Genomic DNA, 13,171 nt, shown 5'->3' on the forward strand with positions numbered 1-13,171 from the left:
CCATGCTTAGCGTACAGAAGATCAATGTATATTATGGGGCTATTCATGCCTTGAAAGATTTAAGTATGAATGTAAAAGAAGGCGAGATTGTAACTCTAATCGGCGCAAATGGAGCAGGCAAGTCCACGTTGCTTAAGACGCTTTCGGGACTGCTGAAACCCAAAACAGGCAGTATAGATTTCATGGATAAATCTATTACGAATCAGAGTGTTCAGTCTATTGTAAAACAGGGGCTTATTCATTGTCCGGAAGGCAGGCGTGTATTTGCTAATATGTCTGTGGAAGAAAATCTGGAGCTAGGAGCTTTTTTACAGGATTCAGGCAGCTTAGCTGCTGATTTTGCCAAGGTCTACTCCACCTTCCCGCGTCTTTTAGAAAGAAAAAAACAGCTTGCCGGCACATTATCCGGCGGGGAGCAGCAGATGCTTGCTATGGGGCGCGCGATGATGGGGCATCCCAAGCTTTTATTATTAGATGAACCCTCGATGGGGCTTGCTCCATTGCTCGTTCAGGATATTTTTCGGATCATCCAGGAAGTAAATGCCTCTGGAACAACAGTGCTTCTTGTAGAACAAAATGCCCATCAGGCGCTTAAAATTGCTCATCGGGCTTACGTTCTTGAGACGGGCAGAGTGGTGCTTGAGGGAGATGCCAAGGAATTGGCAGATTCGGAAGAGATCAGAATGGCTTATCTGGGACATTAATTCATCGGCTAGTTCACAACAGCATCACAGAAAGAACCTATAAATTATTTATTTTGGGAGGCTGGAAGAGGATGAAGAAAATCGGGGCCATATTGCTGACTGCGTTACTGGCTGGTGGATTGCTGGCAGGCTGTGGGAACAAGACAGACAACACTACTGCTGAAGGTGGGAATGCTGGTGGAGGGACCATCAAGATTGGAGCAGACCTTGAGCTTACAGGCGGCCAGGCTTCCTTCGGTGATTCTGCACTCAAAGGGGCAAAGCTGGCGGTAAAAGAAATTAATGACGCAGGTGGAATACTCGGCAAAAAACTTGAACTGATTGAAGCGGATAATGCTTCCAAGTCGGAAGAGGCGACACGCGCAGCGCAAAAGCTGATTACTACCCATAAAGTTGTAGCTATTATCGGTGCAACTACATCTACGAATACCCTCGGGATTGTTCCCGTTGCTCAAGAAAAAGGCATCCCGCTGGTTAGCTCCTCAGCCACCAATCCCAAAGTAACAGTTGATGAACGTACTGGAGATTTGAATGAATGGGTATTCCGGGCCTCATTTATTGATCCTTTCCAAGGCGAAGTAATGGCTAACTTTGCTAAGGATACACTTAAAGCGAAGACGGCAGTTATTTATACGGATGCTTCAAGCGATTATTCCAAAGGGCTGCAGACTTTCTTTAAAGCAACGTTTACTAAGAACGGTGGCTCTATCTTAAGCGAAGAATCCTATCAACAAAAAGATTCTGATTTTAAAGCTGTATTAACACGTATTAAAGAAGCTAATCCCGATGTTATTTATCTTCCAGGCTACTATGAGGAGGTCGGCAAAATCGTAAAGCAAGCTCGCGAAATGGGGATCACCGTTCCGTTTATGGGCGGGGATGGCTGGGATTCACCTCAACTGGCTGAGATTGCCGGAGCGGATGCCCTAAACAATACGTTTATGTCCAATCACTATTCACCTGAAGATAGCTCGCCAGAAGTGAAATCGTTCGTAGATGCCTTCAAAGCTGCTAACGGTGATCTTGTTCCAGATGGGATGGCTGCGCTTGGATATGACGCCGTGAAACTAGTGGCAGACGCCATTACACGTGCGGATTCCACAGAACCTGAGAAGCTGAAGGATGCACTGGCGGGGACGAAGGATTTACAACTGGCCACGGGTAAAATCACAATGAATGAAACGCATGACCCGGTAAAAGCAGCTGTGGTGCTAAAATTTGTAGATGGGGTACAAACCTTTGAGGCAAAAGTAAATCCATAAGCGTTGTGATTAGAGGCGCGTACCTTTATTGGTGCGCGTTTCTTTTAGTTTAAACTTTTTTTAAAAAAAGGCTTGTCAAAATTCTTATGGTTTGATATACTCATTTTTGTTGTGACAAGAAAATAACTTGTAAAGCATGGCCCGTTGGTCAAGGGGTTAAGACACCTCCCTTTCACGGAGGTAACATGGGTTCGAATCCCATACGGGTCATATTATGCGGTAGTGGTGGAATGGCAGACACGCTATCTTGAGGGGGTAGTGGGTGTATACCCGTGGAGGTTCGAGTCCTCTCTACCGCATACAAATAAAAAGTAAGAAACCCTTTGTTCGCAGAGGATTTCTTACTTTTTTTTTATAAGATTAGAAGTGAAATTCAGTGGCCTCAGGTCATCTCTTAAAAGCCCCAGCATACTGGGGATAGAGCTGTCTTATGCAGTCTGGGCAGATATCATGGGTGAATTGCAAAGAAAGTTGATGCTTTAAGAAATGTTCAATGGTGATCCATTCATCCTTGGGATTACGAATACATTTACAGGAAGCACAGATTGGGATTAGCTCAAAAGATGATGGTAAGGTTGAACGGAGGTTTATGATCTCCGGATGAAGAGGTTCTTCTTTATAGGGGCCCACATCATATAGTGAAATTATAAAAGTGGCTTCTGGGTGCGGATCTGAGAGAAATGGATAGATCTCCAAACGGAAGATTCGTTTCCCTTTATTAGCGGTTTGTATGGAGAATTCGGAAGTATAAACCTGATGCTCTCTGCGGAGTATATATTTCACTGATTCATAAAGCTTGGCCCATTGATCGGGATCGATAATCACATCTTGCATGAGCTCTGAGTAATACGCACCAATCCATTTCTTATTAGTAGAAAGACCATATTCATGACTAAAGGCCTTCCACCTACTGTTGGTGAACTGGATAATCCCATGACTGTTGATTACCACCGCATTGTGCGGTAAAGCTTCAAGTGAATGGATAATGGAAGATGATAAGCATTTTGACAAAAGTCACCGCTCCCTCCTAGAGATCATTCAGGATGATAAGTTAACAAAGGGGGCCAGACGGTATTCTAACAGATACTTGTCACCTGAGTCGCCTCTTATCGTCACTCCAGCCATATGATATAATCGGATAATACATAACAATACTAATTATATACTTTTTTACGTTATTTTGCAATAGGTAATTACGTAAATAAGTAATTTATTTTTAGATGGAGGGCGATTCACCGATGCAGACCATATACGAACGTATAGAATACCTGATTAAGCAGAAAGGTTTGACCAAAAAATCATTCTGTGAGCAGTTAAATATCAGCACAGGTAATATGGGAGATTGGAAGCGGGGGAAGACTACTCCAGGAACACATAAGCTGATTGAGATCGGTGATTTTTTTCATGTTAGTCTGGACTGGCTTATTCTCGGCAAAGATACACCGGATACTGTACGAGAGAGCGGCGTAGACTATGATTTGAGTGATGTTCAGCTATCGGAAAGCCGAGTAGATGAATTACTTCCAGCAGAAAAGAATTTTATCAAGGAATATATAGCTTTTGCTGAATATCGTAAACAGAAAATGGTCGACGAAGAATCTTAAAATCTGCATCTTTACTTTTGAGAAAAGTACATTTATAATAATGAATGTTGACCTCAAACAATTTATGTTCTATGTTTAACACACCGCGCGGTAGTGGTGGAATGGCAGACACGCTATCTTGAGGGGGTAGTGGGTGTATACCCGTGGAGGTTCGAGTCCTCTCTACCGCATACAGAATGAAGAAAGAGGCCTTGCGATGCAAGGCTTCTTTTTTTGTACATTCCTCAATCCACAACCTACTTCTTTACAAGCGGCACGCATAGATTGGCTTCGAATCCTTCATCATCCGGACCGGACTTTTCCGTGTATTGGATGTAAAAGACTCCATCAGGGTTGAACTTATAACCGGAATCCGGCAGCCATTCATTATGTATATAATTCCAGGTATGTTGAAAAGCCAACTGAGGGAATCCTTTTGCAGTAAATATAGCATAGGCAGACGCAGGAAGTTTCTTATGAACAAGGCCTTCAGGGATACAATCTAACTGCTCGACTTCAACGCAAAGGAAAAAATCAATATCCCATGTGGTATGCTCCCACAGTTTAGGCACGGATGTACGGTTCTGAAATAGACCGAGATAACAACCGCTGCTTTGAACTTTTGTGGGTATAGTATCAAATTTTGCATCAATATCCAGCTCGCCAAAAACATATTCCCAAAGATTCGCGTATGGCTCCCCGGATGAGTTTACATTTGTCCAGCCAATAACATTTAGTTCGGGTATATCAAGCAGTTGAACAGTCACCGATTGTCCCTCCCAGCAAAAATATTTCAACAATATTATAAAATATTCCAAGAGATTAAAGGGTGCTGATATATAGCGATATTATGACGTTCTTTCTAGTTAAAAAGGATACTTTACCGCATAACAACAGGGGGCTGTGTGATGTGGTGAGTATCCTTTTTCTAATGAATTATTTTAAAAGCTTGGAAATATCGGATTCGATCTGCTGTGGAGTGGTCTTAGGAGCAAACCGTTTTAGAACACGGCCATCTTGGTCAACCAGAAACTTCGTAAAGTTCCATTTCACACTTTTTGAGCCTAAGACACCAGGAGCTTCTTTGGATAAGTATTTGAATAATGGATGTGCTTCATCGCCTTTTACGTCAATCTTCTCGAACATAGGGAAGGTTACCCCATAATTAATCTCGCAGTATTCCGCAATTTCATCACTTTCGCCAGGCTCTTGTCCAGCAAATTGATTGCTTGGAAATCCTAAAACTTCGAACCCGCGGTCCTTGAATTTCTCGTACACTTCCTGAAGACCTTTATACTGGGGAGTAAATCCACATTTGCTGGCAGTATTCACAACCAGGAGTACTTTACCCTTGTACTTTGACAATGATTCCTCTTCACCCTTAAGAGTGTTGACCTCAAAATCATAAATACTCATGGATGACACCTCCATAGCTAATTTAAGTTTTTAACAATTTAATTGTACACTATTTATGGTCTGGAGCCAAATAAGAAAGTATTATGAATCATTCCTCATCATCGTTTCAAATCATACCTGTTGTTTAAAGTATAAAGTATGAGCATGACCAATACAGCTTGATGAAGGAGAAGATGACTCATGAAAGCATTATACACAGCAACTACAACAGTCCATGGCGGTCGTGAAGGCTCCATTGAATCCTCGGATGGCGTGTTAAAGCATAATCTAAGCATGCCTAAAGAGCTTGGAGGACCGGGAGGTTCTGGTACCAATCCAGAGCAATTATTCTCGGCTGGTTATGGAGCGTGTTACGAGAGTGCACTAGCGAATATCGCGCGTAAAGAGGGCGTGAAACTCCATGACGTGGAGGTAACTTGTAATGTGTCCATTGGGAAGGATGACAGTGATGGAGGCTTTAGACTAGCTGTGAGAATGGATGTGAAGCTGCCAGGGATTGAGCATGACAAAGCAGAGGAACTGGCGAAGAAGGCTCACGAATTCTGTCCTTACTCCAAAGCAACCAGAGGTAATATCGAGGTTGAATTAAAGATTGTTGATTAAATGTATCTGTATATATTTTATGGAAATAATGGCTAAATAGAGACGTAAATCATAAAAGAGTAATAAATAGCTGCCGTGTTAGGCGTCTTTGGTTGACATCACCCTTAAAATTCTTTAATATGTCTAAGTATCTGAGAATGTGCCTGCGTGTGCAATTTACAACCAAAAATTTAAATAATGGGTGATGAAGATGTCTTACAGACCGAATATTACGAATGTGACCAAAGCCAGCAGCAACGATAAGGAAGGATTGTACGAGTTCATTATCAAGCTTGCTGATGGAACGGAGTGCCGCGCGTTTTATCATCGGTTTCCGGAATGGAAAATGACGAACATCAGCCGCCTGCTTAAAACTCCATGTCCAATTTGCCGCAAAGATTTCATCTGCAAATGCATGGAGGCATTCACTGCTGATTTCGAAGGGCAAATGATCGGGGATCAATGGATTGAGAAAGCAATCGCAGAATAATTAAAGAACGGCACTTGATGGCGCGGGAGGATATCCCGCGTTTTTGTTTACCCAAAAAAGCAGAAATTTACGCCTTTAAGACGGAGGGGGAGCCATGAACGAAGAACTGAACCTTATGAAAGATAAGTCCATTGTGTTGATAGACGGAGTGTGTCATCTTTGCCAGGGGGTAGTTCGTTTCATTATCCCGCGTGACCCCGAGGCTAAATTTCTATTCGCACCTTTACAGAATGAAATTGCGGCAAATCTAATGAAAGAGTCCGGACTTCAGCCTGGACAATTAAACACGGTGATTTTACTGGAGAACGGAGTGTATTATACAGAGTCGGCCGCTGTGCTAAGAATTGCCCGTAAATTGAGATTTCCTTGGCCTGCCGCATACGTGTTCATCTTAGTACCACGCCCATTGCGCAATGCCCTTTATCGGTATGTAGCTAAGAACCGCTATCGTTGGTTCGGACGTGATGAGCAGTGTATGCTCCCTACCCCAGAGATCAAACGGAGATTTTTGTAAACCATAATCTGGGAGAATGTTATAATGAAACTATAAATTGGTATAGTTTTTTCATATTATCACTAGGGGTGAACGAATAGTGAAACGGAAAGGGCTTCTGCTTTTTATAGTCATGTTGTTATCTTTAAGTATGATCGGTACGGCCTCAGCTGCCCCCAAGCTTCGTATTATGGTGAACAATTCAAGTGTGGATGTTGGTGTGCAAATCGTGTCGGGGAAGACGCTGGTTCCGCTGAAAGCTTTTGAAAGATTCAAGAATACTTCTATTCAATGGGATGCCAATACCAAGCAAGCTACGATTGCTAGAGATTCTATGAAGATTAAACTTACGGTTGGTTCACGGACGGCTTGGAAGAACTCGGAAGCTGTACAATTGGATGTAACGGCCAAAATAGTGGATGGAAGAGTAGCGGTACCCATGCGATTTATTGCGGAGGCTCTTGGAGCGAGAGTAACAGTAGATGCTGCTACGAATACAGTCTGGGTTCAGGAACGGGCCAATGCTAAACTTGTGCAGAATTATAATAGTAATGACTTAGTTGTTTCCCGCATAGCTGCTTTGCAATTCCCGGTTGAAGAAAGAGAACCCTCCAAATTGACGGGTGATAATGAAGCATTGTCCATGACGTATTATTTTCCTGAAGGCAGATCTGATGGTTATTTTATAATGTATGGACATTTCGTAAAGTATTATGAGATCAAGGATAATATTGTAAAAGTAGTTTGGGAAGCTGATCTAGATATGTCCAAAGAGGCTACAAATAAAGATTTTACCGCGATATTCGGTTACCCAGTTGCGAAGGAATATGGTAAAGCACCTGTTCTAGCTCCATCTTATGCCTCTTTTTATACGAGTGTTTGGGGAAGTCAGATTATTTATGGAATGGTTCATGCGGATGGAACTACTAAAGTTTCAGGACAGTCTCTGACTTGGGACGATACTAGAAAACCATTTGTTGTGGCTATACCTGGAGAGACCAAGCTTCAGTAATATATAAGTCAAATAAATATGGAGATGAATTATGAATAAGGGGAAACCTAAAGGTTTTATGCGTTTTGATTGGCCTTATCATTTTGTAACTATGCCGCTTGCGCTGATTATATTTGTATGGTCGGGAATTTATGTCGTTCAGGTGTTACGTGATGATGGTGCTTTAACAGTGCCCTTGCTATTATTTGGTTTATCTCTATGCCTGTTATTTGCGATTACTCGAATTCGAATTTATGCGACAAAAAATCAGGATCGAGTAGTGAGGGTGGAGGAGCAGTTCCGGTATTTCCGATTGACAGGTGAAGCATTAAATCCAGAGCTTGAATTAGCTCAGATTATTGCGCTTCGGTATGCAGGAGATGAAGAGTTTCCGGCACTATGTCAGCGGGCGGTGAAGGAAAAGCTTAGTCCTGCCGATATCCGGTCTGCCATCAAGAATTGGCGCGAAGATACGATGAGAGTCTAAAAACCACTTGATGTGCGAAAAAACTTATTGCTGCCTTCTTATATATATGCTACTATAGCTGTAAATTAAAGGGATAGTAACGGAAGCACCGTTCAATGTACCGTATCCACGGTTATTGTCGGTGCTTTTTTGCTGTCTTTTTTTTGATAATATTTATAAATTTCTTGCGAAAGGAGAGAGGTTTTATGGCGGCAAGGATTGTACTCGCAGTGCGTGAAAGTCAATATATCGAACCATTGCTACACTATCTTCATCATAGTGAGTATGGAGAAATGCTGCGAATCACGGCTTTTAGTCGGCTGGATGCTTTTATCGAATTTATGAGGGGAGAGGATATGCCCGATGCTGTTGTAGGTGACGTTACTTTTATCGAGGCTTGGCTTGTGGAGGGAAGAAATAAGGTGCCTTGGGCAGTTTTAAGTGAGGAGGGAGCTTATCTTAGCAGGAGTTCTAAAAGCTTGGCTGGAGGCATCATGATTGCGAAATATCAGGCACTGCCTTCTCTGCTGGGAGCATTTATTCAGCTATGTGAAGTGAAACGAGCTAGAGGTTCCTCTGTATTAGATGAAACGCTGCTGCTCGGTATCGTCTCCTCAAGCGGGAATACGGGCAAAACTACAGTAGCTATGAATATGGCTAAGCAGCTAGGTGAATTGGGGCTTTCGGTCTTTTATTTGAATCTTGAAAGTGTGGACAGCAGTGGATTATTTTTACGGCCCCCTGCAGGAAATACGCCTGGACTAGAGCGGCTCCTTTATGAAATCAAAGCCAGCCGGGATAAGGGCGGAGCCGATACGATTGATTTGGGACAATACGTGATTAGGTATGATCACCTTCGAAGTGCTGCTTTTAGGCCAATTATTAATGTAAAAGAAATGCTGCAGATGACTACGCAGGATACGCTAGATTTGTTGGCGCTGTTGGTTGCGGAAAGAAATTTTGACGTAATTATAATAGATACCGGCAGTATTGAAGAAGAACGTGCCAAAGCTGTGTTACATAAATGCGGAATTCTATTGTGGGTAGTTAGAAATGACGAGGTAAGCATTCATAAGACCATGAGATGGCTATCCCATTGCAATGCTCCTAATTCTGGTATGCCCAGCCAAGTGATGGACAAAAGTAGATTTGCCGTGAATTTTGCCGCAGATGGTTTAGAGGTGTGGGCACCTCCGGAAGGAATTACCGTTGAAGGTGTACTTCCGTATATCCCATCTTGGACGCTGCAGCACCGTGAGGAGCTTTTTCTGAACTCACCACAATTCCAAAAGGAGATCTTACAGCTGTGCAAGCAAATTATAGAACCGTCGCTTCCGCAAGTATTCACTGGTAAAGGTTTACATGAATGAGGAAATGTTTAAGGCACTTCGCAGTGATATCCGGGCAGGATTAGATGTTACTTCTGCAGTTGGGAATCGTGAACTCACCCAATATATTGAAAGGACAATTTTGGACAACGAAAATCTGCGATATTTAACAGCACAGGAGAAACATGAGCTCGTGAAGAGATTGTTCGATTCTTTTCGAGGATTGGATGTGCTCCAGCCATTAGTGGATAATCCGGCGATCACTGAGATTATGATTAACAGCCATAGTGAGATTTTTGTAGAAGAGGAGGGGCAGATTCGTCGTCTTCATTTGGAATTTGAGTCCAGCAGCAGGTTGGAGGATATTATCCAGACGGTTGTATCCGGTGTGAACCGGGTTGTAAATGACTCTTCTCCTATCGTTGACGCTCGGCTAAAAGACGGATCGCGTGTAAATATCGTGCTTCCGCCAGTAGCTCTGAAGGGCCCGGCGATGACCATTCGTAAATTCCCTGAAACACCGATGACGATGCAGGATTTAGTCCGTCGTGAAGCCTTAAGCTTGGAAGCCGCAGAGCTGCTGCAGATCTTAGTGGCTGCTAAATACAATATTTTTATTAGTGGCGGGACCGGCTCTGGGAAGACCACATTTCTTAATGCGTTATCTCAGTATATCCCCCCACAGGAGAGGGTCATTACGATAGAGGATTCCGCTGAACTGCAGATTGTAACTGTGCCGAACCTTGTTTCACTGGAGACCAGGAATGCCAACACGGAAGGTAGAGGGGAGATTTCCATCCGGGATTTGATTCGTTCTTCCCTGCGAATGCGGCCCAACCGGATTGTTGTGGGGGAGGTACGGGGAGCGGAATGTCTCGATATGCTGCAGGCGATGAACACCGGACACGATGGAAGCTTGTCTTCGGGCCATAGTAACAGCGCACACGATATGGTCAGTCGACTGGAGACGATGGTGCTGAGTGCTGCGGAGCTTCCGGTAGCTGTTGTTCGCCAGCAAATTTCATCGGCAATTGATATCTTCGTACACTTATCACGTCTCCGTGATCGTTCCAGGCGGGTGATGGAGATCAGTGAGGTTGCGGGGCTGAAAGACGGGGAAGTAATCTTGAATCCTTTATATGAATTTCAAGAAGCTGGTGAACGAGAGGGAAGGGTGCAAGGGGGGCTGCTTCCCTGTGGTAACCCATTGTTGCATACAACGAAGCTTAGGATGGCTGGCGTAACCTCCTATCCATTGGCTCAATAGAGATTCAAAATTCCAGAAGGGGGGAGGTCATGCTTAAGTTTAAATTTGTTGCTGCAAAGCCTGTAGAAGCGGATCCTGACGGTCCTTCGTTATTACCAGATTATAAGGTATACGAATTGACCTTGCAGCAGAGGATTCTGACCCTTATTGCAGGTGGACTGCTGATGCATGGAATTGGATATCTTTTTTATCATCATTGGCTGCTGTCGTTGCTGCTTATGCCGGGCGGAGCTTATGCCCCGCATATACTGCGTAACTATCTACTGAAAAGACGTCGAAATGCACTGAATTTACAATTTAAGCAGACGTTATTTTCGCTGTCTTCCTCCCTTTCAGCTGGGCGTTCGGTGGAGAATGCATTCCGAGAGGCGGTTCAGGATTTACGTATGCTCGACCCGGAGGGAAGCAGTGATATGATCTCCGAGTTAAACATTATCTGTGCACGCATGGAATATGGACAGCCTGTGGAAGAAGCGCTGCGGAACTTTAGTGAAAGAGCGGGAATGGAGGACATCGAGCGATTCGCGGATGTGTTCTCGGTCTGTAAACGTACTGGTGGTGATCTTGTAGAAGTGGTGCGCCGTACATCAACGATTATCGGTGAGAAGCTGGATATTCAGCAGGATATTGCTGTAAGTATTGCTCAGAAGAAATTTGAGGCTAAGGCACTGCTGATATCTCCGCTGATCATGGTGATGTTTATGAGTTTGACGGCTGGAGAATATATGCAACCTATGTATACAGGAGCGGGTATAGCCATATCGACAATAGCGCTTGTTGCTTTATTCCTATGTTATCTCTGGACTACTAAAATAATGGACATTCCACTGTGAAGGGGGTGAAAACATGCGCTGGCTATGTGCGGTGGTTACTGTTATTTTGCTAATAGTCTGGGTTCTACTGCGAATTCAATGCGGCAACAGATATGTCGCGTTACGCAGTCTTCCTATGGAAGGATTACGGCTTCGGAAGTTAGGCGAACCGTTATTACTGCTTATTGAGAAGAGTGGTATCGCCAGTCGGTTTCCCTCACTGCTGTTCAGAATTCAGCGTTCTCTACAGCGCAGTTATGGGATGCGTTATAGCGCAGAGCGGACCCTGCTGTTCATGGGTGAGATGATAAGTTACAGCTGGCTGTTGCTTGTAGGTGGAAGTTTGATTACAGCATTTAGTGGCGAACAGGCAGGTATGACATTGGGTGTATTTTTGGCAATTGCTCTACCAACCGCTATGGTCAGTGATCTGCACAAAAAGGTGAGAGTTAGGGAGCAGAATATTATGCTCGAATTGCCAGAGCTGCTGAACAGTATTGTGTTGTTGGTTGGCGCAGGAGAGACCGTGCAACGAGCTATTATTCGCTGTGTGGAAAGCCACCGGGGGGATACGAATCATCCTCTGTATAAGGAGCTAATGACTATGACTAGTGAATGGGAGGGCGGATATTCCTTCCAGCAGGCGTTTGAAAATTTCAGCAAGAGATGCGCTGTGCAGGAGGTATCGGTATTCACAACGACAGTTTTGCTGAATTATCGCAGAGGTGGAGCGGATTTTGTGCTATCGCTACGTGATCTGTCGCGGATGCTGTGGGATAAACGAAAGGCACTTAGCCGGACGCGCGGAGAGCAGGCATCCTCCAAATTAGTTTTTCCGATGGTAGTTATCTTTTTAATAGTAATTGTACTGGTGGGAACGCCAGCATTTTTGATGTTAAAAATGTAGGAGGCTGAAGCTGATGGTATCAACAATGTTGGACAGTATGAAGAACTTTTGGGAAGACGAGGAAGGGTTAGGAACTTTGGAGATGATTTTGATTATTGCTGTGTTGATTGCGGTTGTTCTTTTGTTTAAGGACAAAATTCAAGAGGTAGTAGAAGCCTTAATTAAAACGGCGGGTGAAAAGAGCCAGGAAGTATTCGATTGAACAAGCTTAAGGGTGATCAAGGCAGCTTTACTATTGAAGCGTCACTTCTGTTGCCGATCGTCATGTTTATTACGATGCTTCTTTTGTTTTTTTGCTTGTATAGCTATCAGAAGTCCATGCTGTTGCAGGTGGCTTCAGGAGCTACTGAACGGGCGGCTTACAACTGGGACAACAGTCACAAAGAGGTCTCTGGTTCTTACATGGCTGGTGAGTATGACTCCCTTTATTGGAGAATTGGGGATGATGCCTTGCTAACCTCATTATTCGGTGGAGAAGCTGGCAGTGCTGGCGTGACAATAGAGTTGCCCGGTGAAGTATCAGATAAGGGTGATTTGCCAGTGCTTAAACTGGGCCATTCGTCTACCATGATTCCGGACAATATGCCAGGAACTATGCGTTATGCTCACAGCCTTACAGGACGGAGAGTAAGTGCTGAGTTAAACCGTCTGCTGAGCTTACCTGTGCTTGATAAGGTTCTATCGGATGAGGCTAAACCAACTGTTGAAGCCCAGTCTATCATTGTTGAGCCTGTTGAGTTTATTCGTACGGTCGATCTGATGCGTTATTTCGGAGCTAAATTTAAAGGGGGCCCTGAGGGCAGTGGATCAGCAGTTTACATGGATAAGAAGGATGCTTCTGCTATGCTGACCAAGCTTCAGGATAAGTAA

17 protein-coding genes and 3 tRNA genes are annotated in these 13,171 nt (G+C 43.9%); 17 read left to right on the forward strand and 3 right to left on the reverse strand.

All coding sequences use genetic code 11. The features are described from left to right. The first annotated feature begins 2 nt into the window (after positions 1-2). The 4 genes from PODO_RS05510 (at position 3) to PODO_RS05525 (ending at position 2,265) form a co-directional block, all read left to right on the forward strand. Positions 3-704: an ABC transporter ATP-binding protein gene (locus PODO_RS05510; RefSeq protein ID WP_038569093.1), complete on the forward strand. Its 702-nt coding sequence runs from the start codon at positions 3-5 to the stop codon at positions 702-704. Between the two features lie 71 nt (positions 705-775). Continuing rightward, on the forward strand, positions 776-1,966 hold the full coding sequence (locus PODO_RS05515) for an ABC transporter substrate-binding protein (protein WP_036681667.1): 1,191 nt from the start codon (positions 776-778) through the stop codon (positions 1,964-1,966). Between the two features lie 138 nt (positions 1,967-2,104). After that, a tRNA-Glu gene (locus PODO_RS05520) sits at positions 2,105-2,176 on the forward strand. Between the two features lie 6 nt (positions 2,177-2,182). Next, positions 2,183-2,265, forward strand: a tRNA-Leu gene (locus PODO_RS05525). An 88-nt stretch (positions 2,266-2,353) separates the two neighbouring features. On the opposite strand, the gene PODO_RS29875 is transcribed toward PODO_RS05525, so the two are convergent. Continuing rightward, entirely contained in the window at positions 2,354-2,977 is a 624-nt protein-coding gene (locus PODO_RS29875) for a nitrogen regulation protein NR(II) (protein WP_051491199.1), read from the reverse strand. Positions 2,978-3,204: 227 nt separating this feature from the next. On the opposite strand from PODO_RS29875, the gene PODO_RS05535 reads away from it, so the two are divergent. Both PODO_RS05535 and PODO_RS05540 read left to right on the forward strand, forming a co-directional pair. Continuing rightward, the gene (locus tag PODO_RS05535) at positions 3,205-3,570 is read left to right on the forward strand and encodes a helix-turn-helix domain-containing protein (protein WP_036681672.1); all 366 of its coding nucleotides are present in this window, start codon (positions 3,205-3,207) and stop codon (positions 3,568-3,570) included. Between the two features lie 87 nt (positions 3,571-3,657). After that, positions 3,658-3,740 (forward strand) — tRNA-Leu (locus tag PODO_RS05540). Positions 3,741-3,806: 66 nt separating this feature from the next. Here PODO_RS05540 and PODO_RS29880 read toward each other — a convergent pair. After that, on the reverse strand, positions 3,807-4,316 hold the full coding sequence (locus PODO_RS29880; RefSeq protein ID WP_052096823.1) for a GyrI-like domain-containing protein: 510 nt from the start codon (positions 4,314-4,316) through the stop codon (positions 3,807-3,809). Positions 4,317-4,485: 169 nt separating this feature from the next. Next, the gene (locus PODO_RS05550; RefSeq protein ID WP_038569095.1) at positions 4,486-4,965 is read right to left on the reverse strand and encodes a glutathione peroxidase; all 480 of its coding nucleotides are present in this window, start codon (positions 4,963-4,965) and stop codon (positions 4,486-4,488) included. Between the two features lie 180 nt (positions 4,966-5,145). Here PODO_RS05550 and PODO_RS05555 point away from each other — a divergent pair, with 180 nt between their 5' ends. From PODO_RS05555 to PODO_RS05605, 11 genes are all read left to right on the forward strand, one after another. Further along, entirely contained in the window at positions 5,146-5,568 is a 423-nt protein-coding gene (locus PODO_RS05555) for an organic hydroperoxide resistance protein (protein ID WP_036681676.1), read from the forward strand. Between the two features lie 190 nt (positions 5,569-5,758). After that, complete coding sequence (locus PODO_RS05560) at positions 5,759-6,037, forward strand: hypothetical protein (RefSeq protein ID WP_036681678.1); 279 nt, start codon at positions 5,759-5,761, stop codon at positions 6,035-6,037. Between the two features lie 94 nt (positions 6,038-6,131). Continuing rightward, positions 6,132-6,551 carry a thiol-disulfide oxidoreductase DCC family protein gene (locus PODO_RS05565; protein WP_038569098.1) on the forward strand — a complete coding sequence of 140 codons (420 nt, stop codon included), beginning with the start codon at positions 6,132-6,134 and terminating at the stop codon, positions 6,549-6,551. A gap of 79 nt (positions 6,552-6,630) precedes the next feature. Continuing rightward, complete coding sequence (locus PODO_RS05570) at positions 6,631-7,542, forward strand: copper amine oxidase N-terminal domain-containing protein (RefSeq protein ID WP_038569100.1); 912 nt, start codon at positions 6,631-6,633, stop codon at positions 7,540-7,542. Positions 7,543-7,573: 31 nt separating this feature from the next. Then, positions 7,574-8,008 (forward strand): DUF6526 family protein, encoded by a 435-nt coding sequence (locus PODO_RS05575; RefSeq protein WP_036681683.1) that lies wholly within the window; start codon positions 7,574-7,576, stop codon positions 8,006-8,008. 185 nt (positions 8,009-8,193) lie between these two features. Further along, a complete protein-coding gene (locus PODO_RS05580) occupies positions 8,194-9,357 on the forward strand; it encodes a P-loop NTPase family protein (protein ID WP_052096825.1) in 1,164 nt (387 codons plus the stop codon). Beyond that, the gene (locus PODO_RS05585) at positions 9,350-10,582 is read left to right on the forward strand and encodes a TadA family conjugal transfer-associated ATPase (RefSeq protein WP_038569102.1); all 1,233 of its coding nucleotides are present in this window, start codon (positions 9,350-9,352) and stop codon (positions 10,580-10,582) included. Before PODO_RS05580 ends, PODO_RS05585 begins: the two co-directional genes overlap by 8 nt. A 29-nt stretch (positions 10,583-10,611) precedes the next feature. After that, positions 10,612-11,415 (forward strand): type II secretion system F family protein, encoded by an 804-nt coding sequence (locus PODO_RS05590; protein WP_038569105.1) that lies wholly within the window; start codon positions 10,612-10,614, stop codon positions 11,413-11,415. A 13-nt stretch (positions 11,416-11,428) separates the two neighbouring features. Beyond that, the gene (locus PODO_RS05595; protein WP_038569107.1) at positions 11,429-12,301 is read left to right on the forward strand and encodes a type II secretion system F family protein; all 873 of its coding nucleotides are present in this window, start codon (positions 11,429-11,431) and stop codon (positions 12,299-12,301) included. Between the two features lie 13 nt (positions 12,302-12,314). Next, complete coding sequence (locus PODO_RS05600) at positions 12,315-12,503, forward strand: Flp1 family type IVb pilin (protein ID WP_036681690.1); 189 nt, start codon at positions 12,315-12,317, stop codon at positions 12,501-12,503. After that, positions 12,500-13,171, forward strand: a complete 672-nt coding sequence (locus PODO_RS05605) for a TadE family protein (RefSeq protein WP_244886427.1) — start codon at positions 12,500-12,502, stop codon at positions 13,169-13,171. The genes PODO_RS05600 and PODO_RS05605 overlap by 4 nt, the downstream gene beginning before the upstream one ends.

Source organism: Paenibacillus odorifer (assembly GCF_000758725.1).
GTDB lineage: Bacteria > Bacillota > Bacilli > Paenibacillales > Paenibacillaceae > Paenibacillus_AQ > Paenibacillus_AQ odorifer.

What these genes read in the sequence shown, in the direction of transcription:
- PODO_RS05575 (WP_036681683.1), top strand. Translation starts at nt 7,574, where the DNA reads ATGAATAAGGGGAAACCTAAAGGTTTTATGCGTTTTGATTGGCCTTAT.
- PODO_RS05600 (WP_036681690.1), top strand. Translation starts at nt 12,315, where the DNA reads ATGGTATCAACAATGTTGGACAGTATGAAGAACTTTTGGGAAGACGAG.
- PODO_RS05560 (WP_036681678.1), top strand. Translation starts at nt 5,759, where the DNA reads ATGTCTTACAGACCGAATATTACGAATGTGACCAAAGCCAGCAGCAAC.
- PODO_RS05595 (WP_038569107.1), top strand. Translation starts at nt 11,429, where the DNA reads ATGCGCTGGCTATGTGCGGTGGTTACTGTTATTTTGCTAATAGTCTGG.
- PODO_RS05580 (WP_052096825.1), top strand. Translation starts at nt 8,194, where the DNA reads ATGGCGGCAAGGATTGTACTCGCAGTGCGTGAAAGTCAATATATCGAA.
- PODO_RS05590 (WP_038569105.1), top strand. Translation starts at nt 10,612, where the DNA reads ATGCTTAAGTTTAAATTTGTTGCTGCAAAGCCTGTAGAAGCGGATCCT.
- PODO_RS05535 (WP_036681672.1), top strand. Translation starts at nt 3,205, where the DNA reads ATGCAGACCATATACGAACGTATAGAATACCTGATTAAGCAGAAAGGT.
- PODO_RS05565 (WP_038569098.1), top strand. Translation starts at nt 6,132, where the DNA reads ATGAACGAAGAACTGAACCTTATGAAAGATAAGTCCATTGTGTTGATA.
- PODO_RS05555 (WP_036681676.1), top strand. Translation starts at nt 5,146, where the DNA reads ATGAAAGCATTATACACAGCAACTACAACAGTCCATGGCGGTCGTGAA.
- PODO_RS05550 (WP_038569095.1), bottom strand. Translation starts at nt 4,965, where the DNA reads ATGAGTATTTATGATTTTGAGGTCAACACTCTTAAGGGTGAAGAGGAA.
- PODO_RS05585 (WP_038569102.1), top strand. Translation starts at nt 9,350, where the DNA reads ATGAATGAGGAAATGTTTAAGGCACTTCGCAGTGATATCCGGGCAGGA.
- PODO_RS05515 (WP_036681667.1), top strand. Translation starts at nt 776, where the DNA reads ATGAAGAAAATCGGGGCCATATTGCTGACTGCGTTACTGGCTGGTGGA.
- PODO_RS05510 (WP_038569093.1), top strand. Translation starts at nt 3, where the DNA reads ATGCTTAGCGTACAGAAGATCAATGTATATTATGGGGCTATTCATGCC.